At 70.5% G+C, this 18,012-nt stretch carries 16 protein-coding genes; 4 read left to right on the top strand and 12 right to left on the bottom strand.

All coding sequences use genetic code 11. The annotated features are described in order from the left end of the window. Positions 1-20 precede the first annotated feature (20 nt). The 5 genes from ACFQZQ_RS10485 to ACFQZQ_RS10465 all read right to left on the bottom strand — a co-directional run bounded on the left by ACFQZQ_RS10485 (position 21) and on the right by ACFQZQ_RS10465 (position 3,758). Positions 21-692, bottom strand: coding sequence for a hypothetical protein (locus tag ACFQZQ_RS10485; protein ID WP_386812736.1), 672 nt, complete (start codon positions 690-692; stop codon positions 21-23). 132 nt (positions 693-824) lie between these two features. Next, positions 825-1,559 carry a C39 family peptidase gene (locus ACFQZQ_RS10480; protein ID WP_386812735.1) on the bottom strand — a complete coding sequence of 245 codons (735 nt, stop codon included), beginning with the start codon at positions 1,557-1,559 and terminating at the stop codon, positions 825-827. 152 nt (positions 1,560-1,711) lie between these two features. Next, positions 1,712-2,515, bottom strand: a complete 804-nt coding sequence (locus tag ACFQZQ_RS10475) for a hypothetical protein (RefSeq protein ID WP_386812734.1) — start codon at positions 2,513-2,515, stop codon at positions 1,712-1,714. A gap of 50 nt (positions 2,516-2,565) precedes the next feature. Continuing rightward, positions 2,566-3,207: a hypothetical protein gene (locus ACFQZQ_RS10470; RefSeq protein WP_386812733.1), complete on the bottom strand. Its 642-nt coding sequence runs from the start codon at positions 3,205-3,207 to the stop codon at positions 2,566-2,568. Continuing rightward, positions 3,204-3,758: a hypothetical protein gene (locus tag ACFQZQ_RS10465; protein WP_386812732.1), complete on the bottom strand. Its 555-nt coding sequence runs from the start codon at positions 3,756-3,758 to the stop codon at positions 3,204-3,206. The genes ACFQZQ_RS10470 and ACFQZQ_RS10465 overlap by 4 nt, the downstream gene beginning before the upstream one ends. A gap of 362 nt (positions 3,759-4,120) precedes the next feature. Between ACFQZQ_RS10465 and ACFQZQ_RS10460 the strand changes: the two genes are divergently transcribed. Further along, positions 4,121-4,864, top strand: a complete 744-nt coding sequence (locus ACFQZQ_RS10460) for a 2OG-Fe(II) oxygenase (RefSeq protein ID WP_386812731.1) — start codon at positions 4,121-4,123, stop codon at positions 4,862-4,864. 113 nt (positions 4,865-4,977) lie between these two features. On the opposite strand, the gene ACFQZQ_RS10455 is transcribed toward ACFQZQ_RS10460, so the two are convergent. Both ACFQZQ_RS10455 and ACFQZQ_RS10450 read right to left on the bottom strand, forming a co-directional pair. After that, positions 4,978-5,412: a response regulator gene (locus ACFQZQ_RS10455; RefSeq protein ID WP_386812730.1), complete on the bottom strand. Its 435-nt coding sequence runs from the start codon at positions 5,410-5,412 to the stop codon at positions 4,978-4,980. Next, positions 5,405-6,571: a sensor histidine kinase gene (locus ACFQZQ_RS10450; protein WP_386812729.1), complete on the bottom strand. Its 1,167-nt coding sequence runs from the start codon at positions 6,569-6,571 to the stop codon at positions 5,405-5,407. The genes ACFQZQ_RS10455 and ACFQZQ_RS10450 overlap by 8 nt, the downstream gene beginning before the upstream one ends. A 95-nt stretch (positions 6,572-6,666) precedes the next feature. Between ACFQZQ_RS10450 and ACFQZQ_RS10445 the strand changes: the two genes are divergently transcribed. Next, positions 6,667-8,475 carry an SLC13 family permease gene (locus ACFQZQ_RS10445; protein ID WP_386812728.1) on the top strand — a complete coding sequence of 603 codons (1,809 nt, stop codon included), beginning with the start codon at positions 6,667-6,669 and terminating at the stop codon, positions 8,473-8,475. 842 nt (positions 8,476-9,317) lie between these two features. Here the strand turns inward: ACFQZQ_RS10445 and ACFQZQ_RS10440 are convergent. Then, the gene (locus ACFQZQ_RS10440; protein WP_386812727.1) at positions 9,318-10,358 is read right to left on the bottom strand and encodes an energy transducer TonB; all 1,041 of its coding nucleotides are present in this window, start codon (positions 10,356-10,358) and stop codon (positions 9,318-9,320) included. A gap of 350 nt (positions 10,359-10,708) precedes the next feature. Between ACFQZQ_RS10440 and ACFQZQ_RS10435 the strand changes: the two genes are divergently transcribed. Next, positions 10,709-12,223 (top strand): Hsp70 family protein, encoded by a 1,515-nt coding sequence (locus ACFQZQ_RS10435; RefSeq protein ID WP_386812726.1) that lies wholly within the window; start codon positions 10,709-10,711, stop codon positions 12,221-12,223. 118 nt (positions 12,224-12,341) lie between these two features. On the opposite strand, the gene mnmE is transcribed toward ACFQZQ_RS10435, so the two are convergent. The 4 genes from mnmE to rpmH all read right to left on the bottom strand — a co-directional run bounded on the left by mnmE (position 12,342) and on the right by rpmH (position 16,268). Continuing rightward, on the bottom strand, positions 12,342-13,697 hold the full coding sequence (mnmE, locus tag ACFQZQ_RS10430; RefSeq protein ID WP_386812725.1) for a tRNA uridine-5-carboxymethylaminomethyl(34) synthesis GTPase MnmE: 1,356 nt from the start codon (positions 13,695-13,697) through the stop codon (positions 12,342-12,344). 212 nt (positions 13,698-13,909) lie between these two features. Next, the gene (gene yidC / locus ACFQZQ_RS10425; protein ID WP_386812724.1) at positions 13,910-15,613 is read right to left on the bottom strand and encodes a membrane protein insertase YidC; all 1,704 of its coding nucleotides are present in this window, start codon (positions 15,611-15,613) and stop codon (positions 13,910-13,912) included. Positions 15,614-15,656: 43 nt separating this feature from the next. After that, positions 15,657-16,076, bottom strand: a complete 420-nt coding sequence (rnpA, locus tag ACFQZQ_RS10420; RefSeq protein ID WP_386812723.1) for a ribonuclease P protein component — start codon at positions 16,074-16,076, stop codon at positions 15,657-15,659. Between the two features lie 51 nt (positions 16,077-16,127). Further along, positions 16,128-16,268 (bottom strand): 50S ribosomal protein L34, encoded by a 141-nt coding sequence (rpmH, locus tag ACFQZQ_RS10415; RefSeq protein WP_031374044.1) that lies wholly within the window; start codon positions 16,266-16,268, stop codon positions 16,128-16,130. Positions 16,269-16,532: 264 nt separating this feature from the next. Between rpmH and dnaA the strand changes: the two genes are divergently transcribed. After that, entirely contained in the window at positions 16,533-17,870 is a 1,338-nt protein-coding gene (gene dnaA, locus ACFQZQ_RS10410; protein ID WP_386812722.1) for a chromosomal replication initiator protein DnaA, read from the top strand. The last annotated feature ends 142 nt before the right edge of the window (positions 17,871-18,012 follow it).

Raw genomic sequence — 18,012 nt, 5'->3', positions numbered from 1 at the left:
GCTGGAACGCGCTGCCTGTCTCAACGGCCCAAGGCGGACAAACCGGCCAGCGCCTGCTGGATACCGAGCTGGTGCTGCATGTGCACCGGCATCGCCTCGGTCGCCAGCCGCAGGTGCAGCTGGTTGCTGCCCACCAGACCGTGGCCGGCGAGCTGGCCGACCTGGCTGATCCGCCCGGCTTGGCCGTCGACCCCGGCGTTGAACTGCTGGCCCAACCGCGCGCCCGGCCCAGCCACGCCCAGTTGCAGGCCCCCGTCCTCGAAGCTGATCCGCGCCGTCAGTGGCCCGGCGCTGGCCTGGCTGGAGGCGAGTCCGTTGAAGTGGGTCGTCGCCGCGGTCGTGGCGGAGGGCTCGAAACTGATCGTGGTCAGGTTGGCCATAGCGTTGCCGTCGCCGGCGATCTGGCTGACCTGGCCGATGCCGTTGACGCGCACGGTCTCGGCGCCGGTGGTACTGGCAGGGTTGCCGGCGGCGCTGGCCGCTCCGTGCTGGCCCGCGACCGCGCCGCTGCGGGTGTCGACCTGCACCTCGAAGCCGTTGCCGTCGCGGCGGATCGACAGCGAGCCCGAAGCGCTCGCGCTGCCTTGCTGGGGCGTGTGCAGGGTGGACACCAAGTCGACCCGCAGGCCGACCAGCATGTTGGCGCCGAAGTACTTGCCGCTAACCTGCGACAAGGTGAGTTCGTCGACCACCTGCGGGCGTTGAGGAGGCAGGGCAGCCGCGGGTTGCGCCGCGGCTGCCACTGCCACGAGGACCGGGAACAGGGCACGGGGGAGTGTATGTCGGTTCACGGAACCCTCGATTCTTGGATACGCTGCCCGGCTTCAGAACAGGTCAGCGGCGACCAGGCCCAGCTCGACCACGCGCGGCGGCGTGGTCGCGCGGTCCAGCGCGTCGACCCGCCGCTGCAGCGCCGGCGAGGTGCGGTTGTTGACCAGGTAGGAGTCGGCCAGCAGCGGCCGGTCGGCGATCACGGCGAACACGATGCCGTTCCAGTTCTTGATGAAATCGCCCTCGAACACCACCCGGTGCCCGAGCGCGGGGTCGGCGATGAACACGCGCCCGGCCTGCGCGCCCTTCACCAGCACGAAATGCTTGTAGCCCTTGATGTCCATCAGGGTGATGACCGGCATCTTCAGCCGGTACAGCGCGTCGGCGTCGATGCGGAAGCCGTGACCTTTCAACCCCAGGCTCTCTACGTAGCGCTTCATGTCGAGCATCGAGAAGCCGTTGGCGACGATCTGCCGGGCGTCGACGCCGACCATCATCCGTTTGATCAGCTCGACCTCGGACACGTCCGCGTAGCCGTAGCCGTACTGCAGCAACGTCGCCAGCGCGGCGGTGCCGCAGCTGAAGTCGTAGCGTTGCGGCACCAGCTCGCGGTAGCGCAGGTCACGCAGCGTGCGCACCTGCTTGGTTACCGGCACGCTGCCGATGCGGCTGGCGTCGAGCGTGGCCTGGGCGGCGACCGGGGCCGCCAGCGCCAGCGCCACGGCCGCCAGCAGCGCGCGCGCGCCGGCGCGTCGAAGCCGCTGTGTCCACGTGACCTGTCCGCGCATGCCCGATCCCCGTTGCGATGAGTGCCGGAGGGCGCCGCCGTTCGCTGGCGGCGCCCTTCGGCGATGGTGCAGGACCCGCGCTGGCCGGCAGGCCGGCGCTGGAGGCGGCATCCTGCCGCCTCCGTGCAGCGCGGTTGTGACGTGTGCTGCGCTTACTTGGCGCAGGTGACGCAGGTCGAGGCGCTGGCGATCGCCAGGCTGTTGTGCTGCAGGTTGCCGACGCCGGAGGCGATGTTGACGCCGATGTTGCCCGAGGCGCCGTTGAGCGCGCCGCCGTCGAGGCTGGCGGTCAGGTTCAGGCTCGGCAGGAAATCGAGCGAGATCTCGTTGCCGTCGGCTTCCTGGTTGCTGTCGGAGGTCGCATAGGCGACGGTACCGGCGCTGTTGGTCGAGGCGGCCAGCGCGTTGGACTGCGCGTTGCCGACGCCGGCGGCGACGTTGACGCCGATGTTGCCGGTCGCGCCGGCCAGGGCACCGTCGGTCACCGCGGCGTCGTAGTCGTTGAACCAGGTCGCTTCGGCGGTGTTGTCGTAGGCGGTCTGGTCGGAGAACACCATCGCCGAGGCGTAGGTGGCGTCGGCGTTGGAGTCATCGGTCAGCGACGACAGCGCGGCATCGTTGGACTGGGCGTTGCCGACGCCGGCGGCGATGTTGACGCCGATGTTGCCGCTGGCGCCGTCCAGTGCCGAGCCCATCGTCGCGCTGAGGTTGGAGTCGCCGGTCAGGTGGTTGCTGAACAGGCCGCCGGTGAGCTGGGTCTGCTCGACCACGGCGCCGGAGCGCGCGCTGACTTCGACCGAGCCGTCGATGAACACCAGACCGAAGGTGTCGGTGATGTCCCACAGGCTGGTGACGTTGTCCAGGAACGCGTCGTCGGCGTCTTCGACGGCCAGCGCCGGGCCGGCCACGAACAGGGACGCCAGACCGATGGCAAGCAGGGTGCGATGCAGTTTCATGTATTGCTCCTAGGTTGTTTTCTTGGACACTCGTGGTGGTGTTGCAACGTTCAAAGCGCGCCCCGGGGCAGCTGGAGCACGATGGCGTTGACCGAGGCATTGCCGACCCCGGCCGTCTGATTGACCTGCACCACGCCCTGGCTGCCGCGGAAGGACCCGCCATCGATGGCGGCCTCGCGGATCGCGGACGCGGTTTCAGCCCCCTCAGTTCGGTTGTCGCCGGCGACCGCCGCGAGCGCGGCGTCGTTGAGCACGACGATGTCGCCCGCGACCGACGCGGCGGGGTCGCCGTGGCCGATCGCGAACAGGTTCAATTGCGCGTTGCCGCTGCCGGCGGCCTGGTTGAGCGACACCAGGCCCGCGCTGCCGGCGAACGATTCCGCACCGATCCGCGCGCTGGCCGCGCGTTGGCGCAGCGCGGTCGGCAGGTCGGCCTGCGGGCGCTGGCGGGCGTGCAGCCCGCCCAGGCCGCGGCCGTCGCCGGCGATCGCGAGCGCCGCCAGGCTGGCCTGCGTGTTGCCGCTGCCGGCGGCCTGGTTGATCGCCACCCGGCCGCTGGCGCCGATGCCCGCGGCGTCGTGGATCCGGGCGTGGTCGTGGCCCGATGCGGCAGGCGCCGCTACCTGGGCCAGCGCCAGCACCGGAGTCAGCGCCGCGGCGACCATCGTCGCCGCCCACCCAGCGCGACTCACGGTCCGCCGCCTTGCTGCGATGCATTCCCCGCTCCGAGCGCGGGCAGCAGGCTGCCGGTGACCAGTCCGCCCAGGCCACGCGTGGCGCCCGACGCGGCAGTGCCGACCGACGCGCCCGATCCGAGCGGCGCCGAAGCCGCGGCGTGGCCGCCGAAGCGCGAGGCGCCGCCGAACGCAGGCAGGGACTGGGCGAGCAGCGAACGCGCCGCGCCTCCCGCATCGACCCCGACCGAGCCGCGCTGGTCCAGGTCGGTGCCCAGCACCAGGTCCAGGGTCTGGCCGAGGGTGTCGTGGAATACCTCGCCGGGGAACACGGTGGCCTGCGCCTGCACCGGATGGTCCGCCAGCGGAATGCCGCGGTAGGCGATGCGCGGCTGGACCGTGCGGGTGATCACCAGTTGGTGGTTGCGCGCGGCTGCCGCGGGCGCGCCGGGAAAGGCTTGCGCGCGCGCGCCGGGGACCGCGAACGGCCCCAACGACACGACCAGGGCCAAGGCCCCCAAACCAGACAGCGCCGCAGACTTCCTGACCAACAACGCAATGACCGACATGTGCACTCCGTGGCTCCCCCCCACGCTGCCGATGGCAACGCGGACACGAGGGAACCCAGAGCGAGATCCATGCCAACCAAGCAAGTCGTTGTATCTGCAGGCTTTTGTATCGCAGGGTCGCGCTCGTTGGCGCGCTCGCGACGCGAAACGTTGCAGGCTTGCAACGTCTAGCCACGCGCGGCCCTGGCGCGGAGCGCGTTCAGCTGCGCCCAAGCATGGCCCGAAATCCGCTAAAGCATGGGTTATGCCAATTCCGGACAGAGCCGCAGGGCCTGGTGTTGCATTTTTAAACTGCGGTTTTCGCGTGCGAGGATGGCCGCTTTCCCCGCGCAATGCGTTGCGCCGCCCGCTCCGGACGCCCGATGTCGACCCCCTCGCCGATTACCACCGCCACGGCCACCGCCGCCACCGCCGCCGCCGACTTCATCGAGGTCTATCCCGAGGCGCTCGATGCCGCGCACTGCGCGGCGCTGGTCGCGCGCTTCGCCGCCAGTGGCGACGTGCTGCCGGGCAAGGTCGGCGGTGGCGTCAAGCCCGAGCTCAAGGACAGCCTCGACCTCACCATCAGCGGCCACCCGCAGTGGCGCGACGCCGAGGCGGCGCTCAATACCGCGGTGTTCAAGGGCCTGCTGGCCTACCTGCGGCGCTACCCGCACACGCTGATCGCGCCGCTGATGCTGGAAGTCCCGAGCGCCGACGGCACGCGCCACCGCCTGACCCCCGAACGCATGCTGGCGATGGACGACGCCGAACTCGCGCCGCTGGCGCAGACGGTGTTCCGACCCGGCGCGATCAACCTGCAGCGCTACAGCGCCGGCCGCGGTGGCTACCCGTACTGGCATTGCGAGCTGTACCCGCGCGACCCGGGCACCGAGACCCTGCACCGGCACCTGCTGTGGACGGTCTACCTCAACGAGGATTTCGCCCAGGGCGAGACCGAGTTCCTCTACCAGCAGCGCAAGATCGCGCCGCGCACCGGTGCGCTGCTGATCGCACCGGCGGCGTTCACCCACACCCACCGCGGCAACCGGCCGCACGGCGGCGACAAGGTCATCGCCACCAGCTGGGTGCTGTTCCAGCGCGCCGAGCAGTTGTTCGGTGCGTAGGGCGGGCTCAAGCCCGCCGTCCCCGTCGACAGCGTTTGCGAAGGTCGAGCGTCAAACAGCGAACGCGATTCCTCGCAATCTGGCCGTGGCGGGGTGGCGGGCTTGAGCCCGCCCTACGGCGTGCGCGGGTGGTTGAGCACCAGCCAGTACAGCCCGACCTGCTTCACCGCCCACACGAACTGCTCGAAATCCACCGGCTTCTGGATGTAGCTGTTGACCCCCAGCGCGTAGCTGGCCTCGACGTCGAACGGTTCGGCGCTGGTGGTCAGCACCACCACCGGCAAGGTGCGCGTGGCCTCGTGGGAGCGGATTGCCTGCAGCACCTCGCGGCCATCGACCTTGGGCAGGTTGAGGTCCAGCAGCACGATCGACGGCAGGTCGTCGGGCGAGCGGTCGGCGTAGGCGCCGCGCGCGAACAGGTAGTCGAGCGCCTGCGCGCCGTCGCCAACCACCACCAGGTTGTTGGCGATCTTGGCCTCGTTGAACGCCAGCCGGGTCAGCTCGACGTCGTCGGGGTTGTCCTCGACCAGCAGGATTTCCTTATGCATCCGATGTTTCCTTGGCCGGCGTGCGCGCCGCGGGGGCGGCGACCGCGGGCATTTCCAGGGTGAAGGTGCTGCCGAGCTCCGGTTCGGACTGGGCGAGGATGCGGCCGTCGTGGCGTTGCGCGACGCGTTGCGCGATCGCCAGACCCAGGCCGTGGCCACCGCCCTGCTCCGGCCCGTGCAGGCGCTGGAACGGGGTGAACAGCTTGTGCGCATAGCGCATGTCGAAACCGTGGCCGTGGTCGCTGACGCGCATGCGCACGGTGTCGCCCTCGCGCTCGCCATCGACCTCGATGCGGATCGGGTCGTGCCCGCGCGAGAACTTCCAGGCGTTGTCGAGCAGCTGGGTCAGCAGCAGCTTCAGCAGGCGTTCGTCGCCCCAGCCCTGCAGGCCGGGCTGCACGGTGACCTGCGCGTGCTGCTCCGGATCGGCGTCGTGCAACTCGGCACAGACCCATTCGGCGAGCAGGCTCAGGTCGACCTGGGCCGGCTTGAGTTCGGCGCGGGTCGCGCGCGACAGCTCGCTCAGCGCGCCGAGCAGGCCGCTCATGCGTTGCGCCGCGGCGCGGATCCGCACCAGGTAGTCGCGGTCGGTGTCGTCGAGGCGGGCCTGGGCGCGCTCGGCCAGCAACGCCGAGAAACTCTCGATCGAACGCAACGGCGCGCGCAGGTCGTGCGACACCGCATCGACGAACAGCTGCAGCTGCTGCTGGGTCGCGGCGAGCGCGTCGGCACGCTCGGCGGCGTGGGTTTCGACCCGCGACTCGGCCGCGCGCTGCGCGGTGAGGTCGCGCAGCTGCAGCAGCAAAGATTGTGGCGCGCCGTGCGGGTCGCGCATCGCCGCGACGTTGGCATACACCCAGACCACCTCGCCATTGCGGTGCAGGTAGCGCTGGGGCGCATCGATCACCGCGATGCGGCCGTCGACCAGGTCGGTGATCGCGGCGCGCGACGGCTCGACTTCGTCGGGGTGGGTGACCGCCGACGCCGGGCGCCCGATCAGTTCATCGGCGCGGTAGCCGAGCATGCGCTCGAGGGCGGGATTGACCTCGAGCCAACGCCCGTCGAGGTCAACGATCGCCATGCCGATGCCGGAGGCCGCCATTGCCAGCTGGAAGCGGTCGGGATGGGTGTCGCTTGGCGATGGCAGGGGGGTCGACATGGCAGATCGGTGGCTCACTTACAGGGCGCGAGTGTAGCCGCGCGCCGTGATGGGGCGGTGCATACGCGTCGTAAAGGGGTAGGCACAATGCAGGCATGGAGCTGCAACAATTCCTCTTCCTGCTGATCCTCGCGGGCGCGCTGTACCTGTTCGTGAGCGAGCGCTTGCGCGTGGACGTCACCGCGATGCTGACGCTGGCCGCGCTGGTGGTGAGCGGCATCCTCGACGAGAAACAGGCGCTGTCGGGTTTCGCCAGCGAGCCGGCGATCATCGTCGCGGCGGTGTTCGTGATCTCCGGCGGGCTGGCCGCAACCGGCATCACCGAGCGCATCGGCCAGTGGATCGGGCACGCCGCCGGCCGCAGCGAGAGCCGCGCGATCGCGGTGGTGATGCCGACGGTCGCGGCGATGGCGTCATTCACCCACCACGTGATGGTGACGGCGATGATGCTGCCGATCCTGACCCGCTTCGCCAAGGCGCGCGGGCTCTCGGCGTCGCGGCTGCTGATGCCGATGTCGTTCGCCGCCTCGCTGGGCACCACCCTGACCCTGGTCAGCGCGCCGGCGTTCCTGCTCGCCGACAACCTGCTCGAGCGCACCGGCGCGCCAGGGTTGGGGATTTTCTCGATCACCCCGATCGGGATCGCGCTGGTGGCGATCGGGGTGGGCTACATGCTGCTCACGCGCTGGCTGCTGCCCAAGCGCAGTGGCGAGTCCGGCGACGACGAATACCTGCGCCTGGACCGTTACCGCACCGAACTGGTGATCGTCGAAGGCTCGCGCTGGAACACCCGGCCGCTGGCGGAACTGCAGAAGGCGCTGGGCGACAAGTTCCGGCTGCTCGGCTGGCTGCGCGACGGCAAGCCGCGCGAGGACCTCGGCGGCGGCAGCCCGCTGCTCAAGGGCGACGTGCTGCTTGTCGAGGCCTCGGCCGACGCGCTGGCGTCGCTGCACGACGACGGCGGCCTGGACCTGTACGCGATCGCGCGCTTCGGCGACACCGCCACCGGCGACGGCGAGCCGCAGCTGGTGCAGGCGGTGGTCGCGCCGGGCTCGGAGTTCATCGGCCGCAGCATCCGCGAGCTGGATTTCGCGCGTCAGTTCCACGCGGTGATCGCCGGGCTGTGGCGCCGCGGCGCGGCGATGTCGGCGCGGCTGGCCGACGCGCGCCTGCGCGAGGGCGACCTGCTGGTGCTATGGGGCCGGCCGTCGCGCTTCGCCGACCTGGCCGCGCACCACGGCTTCCTGATGCTGGTGCCGTTCGCCGGCGAGGCGAGGCGTCGCGTGCGCGCGCCGCTGGCGCTGGTGATCCTGGCGCTGACCGTCGTCGCGGCGGTCAGCGAGTGGTTGCCTGCGTCGCTGGCGTTCCTGTTCGGCGCGGTCGCGATCGTGGCCACGCGCTGCGTCGACATCGGCCAGGCTTACCGCGAGATCGACGTGCGCGTGTTCGTGATGATCGCCGGGGTGATCCCGCTGGGCATCGCGATGGAGCAGACCGGCACCGCGCAGCTGCTCGCGCAGGGCCTGCTGCATGTGGTCGCCGGCTGGTCGACGCTGTCAGTGCTGCTGGTTGTGTTCGCCGCCGCGGCGCTGCTGACCCAGATCCTGTCCGACTCGGCAACCACGGTGCTGCTGGGGCCGGTGGCGGTGTCGCTGGCGGAATCGATCGGCCAACCGCCGACGCCGTTCGTGGTGTGCACCGCGCTGGGAGCGGTGGTCGCATTTCTGACCCCGATCGGCCACCACGGCAACCTGCTGATCCTCGGCCCCGGCCAGTACCGCTTCGCCGACTTCGTCCGCGTCGGCCTGCCGCTGACGCTGCTGTGCGCGTGGGTCAGCGCGTGGATGGTGCGCTGGCTGTGGCTGGACGGGCCGTTGTGGCCGTGGGCGATGGGCCCGCTGTGACACGCGTGCAGGGTGGTTCTGCTTTTGTGTGTCGGCAGCCACATCACAAGGTTAGCCGCGACTTGCTTTGCTCTGACTCGTCATCCCCGCGAAGGCGGGGATCCAGTGACTTACGACTTGCTGTTGCCGTTGCCGTTGCTGTTGCCGTTGCTGTTGCTGTTGTTTGCCCTTGATCCCTCATCCCCAACCGCAGGGATGTGCCCAAACCCGAAGGGCGGCCGGCATGGATGCCGGGCGTTTTCCGATGGAGGCAGGATGCCGACTCGGAAAGTCCGCGCAGGGCTACGTGCGCCAGCGGGAGGTTTGTCAGGGAAGGGCCTTTCTTTGGTTACTTTCTTTGGCCCTCGCAAAGAAAGTAACTCGCCTTCAGGCGAAAGCTCTTGCCGTTGCTACTGCTTCGCAGTCATGCGAAGAGCAAGTTCAACGACAAGATCAAGGGCTTTCGCACGCTGCGCGCGCGAGTCACTTTTGTCTTGGCAAAAGTAACCAAAACCGTTGGAGCCGGACGCTCGCCGGAGACGATGAAGCTGTCTCCGGTCCCCTGCGCTCCTCGAGCAAAGGGTACGGCGCCCAAACTCGCTGCGCTCAGACAAGGGCGCCTTTTCCCCCCTTTGCCCTCCGGTGCTCGGCGGGCTCTACGGCGCCAGTCAAAGCGAAGAGCCTAGGAGCAACGGCAACGGCGACAGTACCTGCCATCGCCTCAGTCTTCACGATCGACGCAGACAGCGCTGCTGCTAGCTTGCTTCAGACGGCCACCAGCCCACGGCCACAAAAAAGCCCGGCCGAAGCCGGGCTTTTCCGCATATGGCCGATCCGCGCTAGCGGACGGCCGCCACAACCGCTTAACCGCCCGGGTTGAACCCGATCGTACGGCGCGTGGTCACCGGTGCATCGACCGGCTGGAAGCGCCAGCGGCGCACCGCGTTGACCGCCTCGCGGTCGAAGATGCGCGCCGGGTTGGAGCGCACCACCCGGGCGGCGGTCACCGAGCCGTCGGTGCCGACGGTGAACTCGACCTGGACCTCGCCCGACTGGCCGGCGCGCAGCGCGTCGGGCGGGAACTTCGGCGCCGGCGTCGACAACGCCCGCAGGTCGGTGGCCGCGGCGCCCGGGCGGGCGGCGGCGGCCTGGGTCCGCTGTGCAGCGGCAACGCGGTCGGCAGCAGCCTTGTCGGCGGCGGCCTTGTCCGCAGCCGCCTTGTCGGCCGCGAGCTTGTCCGCGGCCGCGCGGTCGGCGGCCTGCTTGTCGGCGTTCTGCTTCGTGGCCAGCTGCGCGGCAGCCTGCTCCTGCTGCTTCTTCTGGTCCTCGAGGCGCTGCTTCTCGAGGTCGGCCAGCTTCTTGGCCTCTTCCTCGGCGGTCAGCGTCTTCTCCTGGGCGCGTTGCGCGGCGGTCGCCTGCTGCGCAGCTATGTTCGCCTTCAGGCGGGCCAGCGCCGGGTGCTGCGCGTCGGCCTTCTCGAGCAACGCGGCCAGGCGCTGGGCCTCGGCGAAATCGTCGCGGGTGACGCTCTGCTCGGTGGCGATCACCGTCATCGGCAGCAGGTCGGTCAGCGCGCTCGCCACCGAGGCATCGCCGGGTTGCTTGTCGCGCAGCGCGAGGTAGTACTCGACCGCGTTGTTCTCGGCTGGCGCGTACAGGCGGTTGTCGCTGTAGGCCTGGCTGGCGGCGTCGCGTAGCTGCTCGACGGTCATGCTCGCGACCTTGGCCGACACCGCGGTTTCCGGCGTCACCGCCGGCGCGGCGGCGGTCGGGGCAGCGGCGCCGTCGGGCGCGGCCTGCTCCTTGTTGCACGCCGCCAGCACCAGGCCCATGGCCAGCACCAGCGACACTTTCGATAGGACGGACCACCGGCGCGCGGGCCGGGTTTGGATAGCGAAAATCATTGGCAGAACTCCCCTGAAGTGCGCGCTCGACCGGGCGCACGGTGCTAGGAAGAGCCAGCGGCCGGCGTTTGTCAAGCGCCAGCGAACCGCGCGCACGCATCTTTGCGCACGCCTCGAAAAAGTGTGACTTCGGTGCCCGCGATTCAGTCGCGCAGCGGCCAAAGCTGACGCATTCGGTCGCCCCCACGCGGGAGCCGGGCGCCTTCGCGCGCGCCGCGGATCGCGCGCCTGCGAGCCGCGCCTGGCCGCGATTCGCTGGCCGCGGCTGCGAGAATGGCGGCCCGGATTTCCCGGTCGCGCGTCGCCGTCGGCGTCGCACCGCGGAACCGTTCGAACCTGGCAGGGCACGCATGCGCATTGGCATCGATTTCGGCACCAGCTACTCGGCCGCCGGCGCGCTGGTCGACGACCGCGTGCAGCTGGTCCGCTTCGGCGACGCGCTGCAGTTCCGCACCACCGCGTTCTTCCCGCACGCGATCCCCGACCCGAACGACTTCGCGCTGACCCCGGCCCTGGAAGCGCAGGTCGCGCGCCTGCTTGCCAGCGCCAAGGCCGCGCAGACCCGCGCGCTCCACCGCGCAAACTTGCTGCGCGCGCAGGCCCAGCAGGCGCCCGTGGCGCGGCGCGCCGAGGCGCTGGCGCTGGTCGCCACGCCGTCGCTGCGCAGCGACGAGCAGTTGCGCCGCGAGGCGGTCGTCAGCGTGCGCCGCCACTGGCTCGAGCAGCAGATGCAGCAGGCGCGCGCGTCGGCGGCGTCGCTGCAGCACGCGGTCTATGGCGACGACGCGATCGACGCCTACCTCGCCGAAGGCGGCGGCCACCTGGTGGATTCCCCCAAGTCGATGCTTGGCTACCGGCTGCACGGCGCGGCGCGCCACACGATCCTGGGCATCGCCACCCACATCCTCGAACACATCCGCCTGACCGCCGGGCAGCAGCTGGGCACGGTGGTGCGCGGCGCGGTGATCGGGCGGCCGGTCGAATTCCGCAGTTCGATGGGCGAGGCCGGCGGCGTGCAGGCGCTGGAGATCCTGCGCGAGGCCGCGAGCGCGGCCGGCTTCGACGCGGTCGAGTTCCTGGAAGAGCCGGCCGCCGCCGCGTTGGACTTCCACCGCAGCCAGGCCGGGCCGCAGCGCGCGCTGATCGTCGACGTCGGCGGCGGCACCACCGACGTCGCGTTTGCGCAGCTCGGCGGGCGCGCGGCGCGCCCGCGGATCCGCGGCGCCTGGGGCATCGCCGAGGGCGGCGTCGATGTCGACCTGGCGCTGAGCCTGCGCCGCTTCATGCCGTTGTTCGGCAAGGACCTGAGCGCGGTGCCGGTGCACCGCTACTCCGAGGCCGCCAGCGTGCACGACCTGCAACGCCAGCGCGATTTCCGCCGCTGCCGCTTCGACGACGCACCGGCGCCGTTCGCCTCGCGTCTGGCGGCGTTGCAGGCCGCCGGCAACACGGTGCGGCTCAACCGCAGCGTCGAGCTGGCGAAGATCGGCCTCAGCGAACACGCCTCGTGGCAGGCGGGACTGGACTACATCGAGCCGGGGCTGGCCGCGAGCGCGACGCGCGAGCACCTCGAAATCGCCGCCGCACGCTTCCTCGGCGGCCTGGAGCGGCTGCTCGCGCGCGTGGGCACGCAACTCGATGCCGCGCCGACGACGCTGTTCGTGACCGGCGGCATGTCGCGCGCGCCGTACGTGCGCGCCGCGGTGCAGGCCGCATTCCCCGACGCGCGGCTGGTCGCGGGCGACCCGTCGCTGGGCGTGGTCAGCGGTCTGGCGGTGGCCGCCGGCGGCCGGCCGCGGACGAGTGCGCGGCAATCATCCCGGTCGCGCGAGCCTGGCGCGGCGCAGTTTCCCGGCACCCGCTAGGAGCGGCTTCAGCCGCGAGCCTTGCTCCATCACCGCCGAAGCTCGCGGCTGAAGCCGCTCCTGCACGCCGGCGGCGTCGGTGAGTGGCGATGGCAGTTACGCCTGTCGCCAAGGCCGGCTACTTGCCGATGCAGAAGCTCGAGAAGATCTGCCCGAGCAGGTCGTCGGCACGCACCCGGCCGGTGATCTCGCCGAGCGCGTCGTGGCCGTGGCGCAGCGATTCGGCCGCCAGGTCGAGCAGTTCGTGGTCGAGTTGCACACGCGCGTCATCGAGTTCGTCGCGCGCGCGCAGCAGCGCATCGACGTGGCGCGCGCGTGCGGTGAACGCGCCCTCGCCGGCCTCGGCGCCATCGCCCTGGGCGAGCTCGCGCAGGCGCGCGTGCAGCGCGTCGAGGCCGGCGCCGGTGCGGGCCGAGACATACAGATGATCATCGTCGGGCGCGGCCTGTGCCGCGTCGCGGTCGGCGTCATCGAGCAGATCGGCCTTGTTGTGCAGCCACAGCCGCCGCTCGACGCCGGCGATCGCGTTGGCGACCGCGGCGCGTCCGGCGTCGGCGGCGCGCGCGTCGAGCACCACGATCGCGAGGTCGGCGCGGGCGAGTTCGGCGTACGCGCGGCGCATGCCCTCGCGCTCGATCGCGTCGCCGCCCTCGCGCAGGCCGGCGGTGTCGACCAGGGTCAGCTCGACGCCGTCGATGCGCACCACCTCGTGCAGCAGGTCGCGGGTGGTTCCGGCGATGTCGGTGACGATCGCGCGGTCGCTGCCGGCGAGCGCGTTAAGCAGCGAACTCTTGCCCGCGTTCGGCGGGCCGACGATCACCGCGTGCAGGCCGTCGCGCAGCCGGCGGCCGCGCTCGGCGGCGCGCAGCAGTTCATCGAGATCGTGCGTGACCGCCTCGAAGCGCGCGCGCAGGGCGGCGCCGCCGAGGGTCTCCAGCGGTTCGTCGGAGAAATCGATCGCGGCCTCGACGTGCACGCGGATCGCGAGCAGGCCGTCGGCCAGCGCCTCGACCCGGTGCGAGAACTCGCCATCGAGCGCGCGCCGCGCCGCGCGCGCCGCGCGGCCGTCGGCGGCGGCGATCAGGTCGGCGACCGCCTCGGCCTGGGCGAGGTCGAGCCGGCCCTCGAGGAACGCGCGTTCGCTGAATTCGCCTGGGCGCGCGTGGCGCGCGCCGAGCGCGCAGGCGCGCGCGAGCAGTTCGCGCAGCACCGCCGGGCTGCCGTGCGCCTGCAGCTCGACCACGTCCTCGCCGGTGTAGCTGGCCGGCGCGGCGAAATACAAGCCGATGCCGTCGTCGATCGTCGCCTCGGCGGCGTCGCGGAAGCGCACGTGGTGGGCGTGGCGCGGCGTCAGCGTGCGTCCGCACAGGGTTTCGGCGATCGCGCGCGATCGCGGTCCCGACAGGCGCACGATGCCGACGCCGCCGGCGCCGGGCGCGGTGGCGATCGCGGCGATGGTGTCTCTGTCGGCCATGCGGGTGGTTCCTTGCCTGGTAGGAGTTTGCCGTAGTCCGTACACGGGGTGTCGGCGGCGCAGTGATCGTGCGGTGATGCTTCCTGGCGGGCCTTCTCGAAAGAAGACCTGGTTATGGACCTGCAACCGAGACGGAATCCCGCCTGTTTTTCGTCGCCACAAACACGAAGCCCGCCAATTGGCGGGCTTCGATGAGCACACAGCGAGCGCGCTTACGCCTTCGCCGGCGCCGGCGCCTCGGCGTAGCGGCGGGTCATCCACCACTGCTGCAGCAGGCCCAGGCCGCCGTTGGTGATCCAGTACAGCACCAGACCGGCCGGCATGAACGCGAACATGACGCCGAACACGATCGGCATCAGCTGCATCATCTTGGCCTGCATCGGGTCCATGCCGACCGCCGGGGTCAGCTTCTGGGTCGCCCACATCACCGCGACGTTGATCAGCGGCAGCACGAAGAACGGGTCGCGCGCGGTCAGGTCGGTAATCCAGCCGATCCACGGCGCGTGGCGCAGCTCGACCGACTCGGACAGCATCCAGTACAGCGCCAGGAACACCGGCATCTGCAGCAGCAGCGGGAAGCAACCGCCGACCGGGTTGATCTTCTCCTTCTTGTACAGCTCCATCATCGCCTGCTGGAACTTCTGCTTGTCGTCGCCGTAGCGCTCCTTGAGCTGGGCCAGGCGCGGCTGGAACTTGCGCATCTTCGCCATCGACTTGTACTGCGCGGCCGACAGCGGAAACATCAGGATCTTCAGGATCACCACCAGCCCGACGATCGCCCAGCCCCAGTTGCCGAGCAGGCCGTGCAGGCGCTCGAGCACCCAGAACAGGCCGTTGGCGATCGTGGCCATCACCGACCAGGTGCTGAAGTCGACCGCGCGGTCGAGTCCGGGCACGTTCTGCGCGTCGATCTGCTTGACCAGCTTGGGGCCGACCCACAGCCGCGCCTGGGTGCTCGCGGTCGCGCCGGGAGCGACGCTGACGCCGGGGCCGACTTCGCGGATCAGGTACTGGGTGCCGCCGGTGCCGGCCGGGGTCGCCAGCGAGAACGTGGTCGCGTCGTTCGCGGCGGGGATCCACGCCGCAAAGAAATGGTGCTGCAGCATCGCGATCCAGCCGCCGGTGGCCGGCTTGTCGAGCGTGCCGTCGTCGACGAAGTCGTCGAACTGTCGCTTCTCGTACTTGTCGGCCGCGCTGTACCACGCCGCGCCCTGGAAGCTGTACTGCTCGGCGCTCATCGGCCCGCTCTTGACCAGCGCACGCGGCACGCGGCTGAGCTGGCGGTAGACGAAGCCCTGCCACGGCGCGCTGCCGGCGTTGACGACCTCGTCGCGCACCTGCACCGCGTAGTCGCCGCGGTTGAAGGTGTAGCTGCGGCGGATGCTGACGCCGTTGGCACCGGTCCACACGAACGGCACCACCACACTGGCCGCGCCCGGGGCGAGCGTGAACTCGCGCTGGCTGCCCTCAAGCACGAACCCGGACTCGTGGCTCGGCGCGGCGCCGGCGTTGCTGACCCAGCCGCTCTGGGCGACGAAGTAGTTGGCCGGATCCGACGCCAGCAGGCGCACCGGCGCGCTGCCGGCGTCGGCGGTGCTCGGGTAACCGAGCAGGTCGGCCTGGCGCAGCTCGCCGCCATCCAGAGTGGCGCGCAACACGTCGGTGGTGACGGTGACCGCCGGCGTGGCGGTCGACGCGACGGTGGCGCCGGGGACGGCGGCGGACATCGCCGCCGGAACCGCGGGCACGCCCGAGGCGGTGGCCGGCACGGCGACGCTCGGCACCGTGCTGCCGGGCACGGCCGCGGCGCTCGCCACCGTCGGTGCAGGGGCGGCCTGCTCCTTGCCCCACTCCATCCACAGCAGGGTCGCCACCATCAGCCAGGCGAAGATCAGGAAGACACGGGTCTGGTTCATGGGCAGCAGGCAGGCTCGGCCGACGCGCGTTGGCGGCGTGGCATCAGGGGGACGGGGACGGCGACAGACACGGGTCGGCGACGGCGGGCATTGTGCCGGGCGCGGGGGGTGCGGGCAACGCGAATGCCCCGGCGCGGCGCAGCAGGGCCAGGAACGCGGCACGCAACTCCTCGCCGCTGCAACGCGACGCGCCCGGACGCGCTACCACGACGTAGTCACCGTCGGCCAGCGCATGCCGGTGGTGGCGGAAGCTGTCGCGCAGCACGCGCTTGATGCGGTTGCGACCGACCGCATGCGGGTCGACCTTGCGCGACACCGCCAGGCCCAGCCGCGGCGGCACGTCCACGGCCTGCCAATGCAAAGCCAGCACGGGCAGCGCCACGCGCCGGCCTTGCTTGAAGATGCGGTCGAAGTCCGAGCGCGCGCGAACCCGCGCGGTGCGCGGGAAGCGGGTCGAGTTCATCGGGAGCGAGCGGCCGCCGATCGCGGCCGCTGGGACGGGCAAGTGCCGCGCTTACGCGCAGAGGCGCTTGCGGCCCTTGGCACGACGACGGGCGAGGATCTTGCGGCCGTCGGCGGTCGCCATGCGGGCACGGAAACCGTGATCGCGCTTGCGCTTGAGGTTGCTGGGCTGGTAGGTGCGCTTGGTGGCCATGGTCCGGCTCTGTATGTACAGCGGAAAAGACCGCGGAGTCTAGCGACTTTGCCACGGAGCGGTCAACTGTGGCGTTGGATGGCCGCCCCTTCGCGGGCGGCGCGGGCGTGGTCGCTGTCCACGGCAGGCCCGAGTGCATGGGCTGGGTGGCGGTGATAGTCTGGCCGACCCCCGCACACTACGCGCGGCGCGATGCTCGCCATCGCGCCCGTCTCGTCCTTTGTCGGCACCACGTTAATGTCACTCCTTGAAGTAGCCGCACCTATGGACGCCTGGCCCCGCTGCCTCGAACGCCTTGAAGCCGAGTTCCCGGCCGAGGATGTTCACACCTGGCTCAAGCCGCTGCAGGCGACCCGCCGCGACACCACCACCGTGCTGTACGCGCCCAACGCGTTCGTGGTCGAACACGTGCGCGAACGCTACCTGGCGCGGATCCGCGAGCTGCTCGCGCACTTTGCCGGCAGCGACGACGTCAGCCTCGAGATCGGTTCGCTGCCGCGCGCCGCCGCGCCGGCGGCGGTGGCGGCAACGCCCGAGCGGCCCGCCGCGCCGCGCGCGATGACTCCGCTGGAGTCGTTCAACGGCCACCTCGACAGTCACTACACCTTCGACAACTTCGTCGAGGGCCGCAGTAACCAGCTCGGCCGCGCCGCCGCCTGGCAGGCCGCTCTCAAGCCCGGCGAGCGCGCGCACAACCCGTTGCTGCTGTACGGCGGCACCGGCCTGGGCAAGACCCACCTGATGTTCGCCGCCGGCAACGCGATGCGCGCCAACAACCCGGGCACGCGGGTGATGTACCTGCGTTCGGAGCAGTTCTTCAGCGCGATGATGAAGTCGCTGCAGGACAAGACCATGGACGCGTTCAAGCGCCAGTTCCAGCAGGTCGACGCGCTGCTGATCGACGACATCCAGTTCTTCGCCGGCAAGGACCGCACGCAGGAGGAGTTCTTCCACACCTTCAACGCGCTGTTCGACGGCAAGCAGCAGATCATCCTGACCTGCGACCGCTACCCGCGCGAGGTCGAGGGGCTCGAACCAAGATTGAAGTCGCGCCTGGCCTGGGGCCTGTCGGTGGCGATCGAGCCGCCGGACTTCGAGACCCGCGCCCAGATCGTGCTGGCCAAGGCCAGCGAGCGCGGCGCGGCGATCCCTGAGGAGGTCGCGTTCCTGCTCGCCAAGAAGATGCGCAGCAACGTGCGCGACCTGGAGGGGGCGCTCAACACCCTCACCGCGCGCGCCAACTTCACCGGCCGGCCGATCACCGTCGAGTTCGCCCAGGAGACGCTGCGCGACCTGCTGCGCTCGCAGCAGCAGTCGATCTCCATCCCCAACATCCAGAAGACCGTGGCAGACTACTACGGCCTGCAGATCAAGGACTTGTTGTCGAAACGGCGGACCCGCTCGCTCGCCCGTCCGCGCCAGATGGCCATGGCGCTGACCAAGGAACTGACCGAGCACAGCCTGCCCGAAATCGGCGACGCGTTTGCCGGGCGTGACCACACCACGGTGTTGCACGCCTGCCGGCAGATCCGCACGTTGATGGAAACCGACGGCAAGCTGCGCGAAGACTGGGACAAGCTGATCCGCAAGCTCAGCGAGTGACGGCCCGCCCCGAAACCCCGTGGACGAGTCGCGTACAAGCTGTGGACAAGTGCAGGTCGCGGTTTGCGCCCAAAAGTTGTCCACAAGTTGTAGGGCCGTCACCGGCGCACTTGTACAAGGCTTGGCGGTGGCGAAAAACGTA

The sequence above is a fragment of the Lysobacter koreensis genome, from assembly GCF_042677045.1.
Classification (GTDB): domain Bacteria; phylum Pseudomonadota; class Gammaproteobacteria; order Xanthomonadales; family Xanthomonadaceae; genus Lysobacter_K; species Lysobacter_K koreensis.
The sequence above is the reverse complement of the archived record's forward strand: the minus strand, read 5'-3'. Positions and strand labels throughout refer to the sequence as shown.

Excerpts from the sequence above, each read along its gene's own strand:
- ACFQZQ_RS10435 (WP_386812726.1), top strand. The coding sequence starts at position 10,709 with ATGCGCATTGGCATCGATTTCGGCACCAGCTACTCGGCCGCCGGCGCG.
- ACFQZQ_RS10465 (WP_386812732.1), bottom strand. The coding sequence starts at position 3,758 with ATGTCGGTCATTGCGTTGTTGGTCAGGAAGTCTGCGGCGCTGTCTGGT.
- mnmE (WP_386812725.1), bottom strand. The coding sequence starts at position 13,697 with ATGGCCGACAGAGACACCATCGCCGCGATCGCCACCGCGCCCGGCGCC.
- ACFQZQ_RS10450 (WP_386812729.1), bottom strand. The coding sequence starts at position 6,571 with ATGTCGACCCCCCTGCCATCGCCAAGCGACACCCATCCCGACCGCTTC.
- ACFQZQ_RS10440 (WP_386812727.1), bottom strand. The coding sequence starts at position 10,358 with ATGATTTTCGCTATCCAAACCCGGCCCGCGCGCCGGTGGTCCGTCCTA.
- yidC (WP_386812724.1), bottom strand. The coding sequence starts at position 15,613 with ATGAACCAGACCCGTGTCTTCCTGATCTTCGCCTGGCTGATGGTGGCG.
- rnpA (WP_386812723.1), bottom strand. The coding sequence starts at position 16,076 with ATGAACTCGACCCGCTTCCCGCGCACCGCGCGGGTTCGCGCGCGCTCG.
- ACFQZQ_RS10475 (WP_386812734.1), bottom strand. The coding sequence starts at position 2,515 with ATGAAACTGCATCGCACCCTGCTTGCCATCGGTCTGGCGTCCCTGTTC.
- ACFQZQ_RS10480 (WP_386812735.1), bottom strand. The coding sequence starts at position 1,559 with ATGCGCGGACAGGTCACGTGGACACAGCGGCTTCGACGCGCCGGCGCG.
- ACFQZQ_RS10460 (WP_386812731.1), top strand. The coding sequence starts at position 4,121 with ATGTCGACCCCCTCGCCGATTACCACCGCCACGGCCACCGCCGCCACC.
- ACFQZQ_RS10445 (WP_386812728.1), top strand. The coding sequence starts at position 6,667 with ATGGAGCTGCAACAATTCCTCTTCCTGCTGATCCTCGCGGGCGCGCTG.
- rpmH (WP_031374044.1), bottom strand. The coding sequence starts at position 16,268 with ATGGCCACCAAGCGCACCTACCAGCCCAGCAACCTCAAGCGCAAGCGC.
- ACFQZQ_RS10455 (WP_386812730.1), bottom strand. The coding sequence starts at position 5,412 with ATGCATAAGGAAATCCTGCTGGTCGAGGACAACCCCGACGACGTCGAG.
- dnaA (WP_386812722.1), top strand. The coding sequence starts at position 16,533 with ATGGACGCCTGGCCCCGCTGCCTCGAACGCCTTGAAGCCGAGTTCCCG.